Raw genomic sequence first — 2835 nt, forward strand, 5'->3', positions numbered from 1 at the left:
GGGTGCCCGAAGCGAAGCGAGGGCGGGTGCCCCTGTAGGAACGAGGACGAACACCACCCCTCCCCAATGCGTCCCAAACAAGCCCAAAAGAAAGCGGGAGAGGGTACCTTCACAGGCTGAGCGAGTATCCTAGAAGCTTCGTATCCCCGAACCGAAACGAGAAAAAGCGTGGAAATCCTGCTGTACGCTGTGGGCATTATCCTCATGGCAATCGCTATTGCCGTCTCGATTGCCCTGCACGAGGTGGGGCACTTGGTGCCCGCGAAGCTGTTCAATGTGCGCGTCCCGCAGTACATGATTGGCTTCGGTAAGACCGTGTTCTCTTTCCGCCGCGGTGAGACTGAGTACGGTTTCAAGGCGATTCCGCTGGGCGGTTACATTTCGATGATTGGCATGTACCCGCCGAGCCCTGCTGAGGTGAAGGAGCACCATGAGGAGGGCCATTCGGGCAGTACCAGCCCGTTTGCGTCCTTGGCTGAGGAAGCGCGCGCGGCGGATGCTGAGCGTCTGAAGCCCGGTGATGAGGACCGCCTGTTCTATAAGTTGCCGGTGCTCAAGCGCATGGTGATTATGTTGGGTGGTCCGACGATGAACCTGCTGATTGGTGTGGTCTGCACGGCTATTTTGGTGTGTGGTTTCGGTACGGCGCAGGTGACGAATAAGGTGTCGGCGGTGTCTGAGTGCGTGCCGAGCGTGAGCGTGACCCACGATTCGTTGAGCTACGGCGAGTGCACCGATAAGTCCACCCCCTCGCCGGCTAAGGCTGCGGGCGTGCAGGTGGGCGACCGTGTGGTTGCTGTGAATGGCACGTCGACGGGTTCGTGGGAGGCTGTGTCTTCGGCGATTCGTGCGGCGGGTTCTCACCCGAGCACCCTGACGGTGGAGCGTAACGGTCAGCGCCTGGATTTGTCGGTGACTCCGGTTGAGATGATTCGCCCGGTTTCTGATGGTAAGGGCCAGTATGCGCGTGCCGAGGACGGCTCGATTGCGACGACCCGCGGCGGTTTTGTGGGCATTTCCCCGTCGAGTGAGTTGGTGCCCGGTTCTATTACTGAGGTGCCTGCGATGGTGGGTGATACGCTTTCGCGTGTGGGTTCGTCGATGCTTTCGTTGCCGCAGCGTGTGTGGGAGCTGACGGTGACTCTGGTGACCGGTGGTGAGCGTAGTGCTGAGTCGCCGGTGTCTGTGGTTGGTGTGAGCCGTATTGCCGGTGAGGTGACGGCTACTGATCGTATTGATGTGAAGGCGAAGGCCGCGATGTTGGTCTCGCTGGTGGCGAATATGAATCTGATGCTTTTTGCATTCAACCTGATTCCGCTGTTGCCGCTGGATGGTGGCCACGTGTTGGGTGCGCTCTGGGAGGGTCTGCGTCGCTTCTTTGCGCGTCTGACTGGGCGTAAGGATCCGGGCCCGTTTGATCCGGTGAAGTTGCTGCCGCTGACGTATGTGGTGGCGGGCGCATTCATTGTGATGTCTATCATCCTGATTGTGGCGGATATTGTTAAGCCCATCACCCTGTTTTAGTGTGTTGTCACGCGCGGTAAGGGTACCCGTATTAGTGCTTTCTTTCGCGTCAGTGGCACAATAAAAAGTTGAACGAAGGATGCGCCGTACGTCCTTCACAACCCATGTATGGAGGAAAACCTTGTCGGTCAGCCTTGGTATGCCGAAGCCCGCTCCTGCGGTTCTGTCGCCGCGTCGTAAAACTCGCCAGTTCAAGGTGGGTTCTGTCGGTGTTGGTTCTGAATCTCCGATTTCGGTGCAGTCGATGACGACCACTAAGACCCACGACATTGGTGCGACTCTGCAGCAGATTGCTGAGTTGACTGCTGCCGGTTGCGATATTGTGCGTGTGGCGTGCCCGACCGATAAGGATGCGGAGGCTTTGCCTATTATTGCGAAGCAGTCCCGCATTCCGGTGATTGCTGATATTCACTTCCAGCCGAAGTACGTGTATGCGGCTATTCAGGCTGGTTGCGGTGCGGTGCGTGTGAACCCGGGTAATATCCGTAAGTTCGATGACCAGGTGAAGGAAATCGCTCAGATGGCTTCGGACCACGGCGTTTCTCTGCGTATTGGTGTGAACGCTGGTTCGCTGGATAAGCGTCTGCTGGAGAAGTACGGTAAGGCTACTCCGGAGGCTCTGGTTGAGTCTGCTGTGTGGGAGGCTTCGCTCTTTGAGGAGCACGGTTTCCGTGATTTCAAGATTTCTGTGAAGCATAATGACCCTGTGGTGATGGTGGAGGCGTACCGTCAGCTGGCTGAGCGCGGTGACTGGCCCCTGCACCTGGGTGTGACTGAGGCTGGTCCGGCGTTCCAGGGCACTATTAAGAGCTCGGTGGCGTTCGGTACTCTGCTGTCTCAGGGTATTGGCGATACTATTCGCGTGTCGCTGTCTGCTCCTCCGGTTGAGGAGGTGAAGGTGGGCACCAAGATCCTGGAGTCGCTGAACCTTCGCCCCCGCAAGCTGGATATTGTTTCTTGCCCGTCGTGTGGTCGTGCGCAGGTGAACGTGTGGGAGCTTGCCGAGAACGTGACTAAGGGCCTGGAGCACATGAAGGTTCCGCTGCGCGTGGCCGTGATGGGCTGCGTGGTGAACGGTCCGGGCGAGGCTCGTGAGGCTGACCTGGGTGTGGCGTCCGGTAATGGTAAGGGCCAGATTTTCGTGAAGGGTGAGGTCATTAAGACCGTGCCCGAGGATCAGATCGTTGAGACTCTGATTGAAGAGGCTACCCGTATTGCTGCTGAGATGGAGGCTTCGGGCGAGTACGTTCCCGAGGGTTCCCCGGCTGTTTCGGTGAGCTAGTTAGCTTTGTGCGCGGAGGCGCCCTGGTG

Annotated in this window: 2 protein-coding genes; both read left to right on the plus strand. The window is 58.2% G+C overall.

What is annotated here, in order from left to right:
- Positions 1 to 168: 168 nt before the first annotated feature.
- Positions 169 to 1524: an RIP metalloprotease gene (locus HXO69_RS08865; protein ID WP_296546602.1), complete on the plus strand. Its 1356-nt coding sequence runs from the start codon at positions 169 to 171 to the stop codon at positions 1522 to 1524.
- A gap of 139 nt (positions 1525 to 1663) precedes the next feature.
- Positions 1664 to 2806, plus strand: coding sequence for a flavodoxin-dependent (E)-4-hydroxy-3-methylbut-2-enyl-diphosphate synthase (ispG, locus tag HXO69_RS08870; protein ID WP_044142245.1), 1143 nt, complete (start codon positions 1664 to 1666; stop codon positions 2804 to 2806).
- The last annotated feature ends 29 nt before the right edge of the window (positions 2807 to 2835 follow it).

This window comes from Rothia sp. (in: high G+C Gram-positive bacteria), assembly GCF_015265375.1.
In the GTDB taxonomy this organism is placed as follows: Bacteria; Actinomycetota; Actinomycetes; order Actinomycetales; family Micrococcaceae; genus Rothia.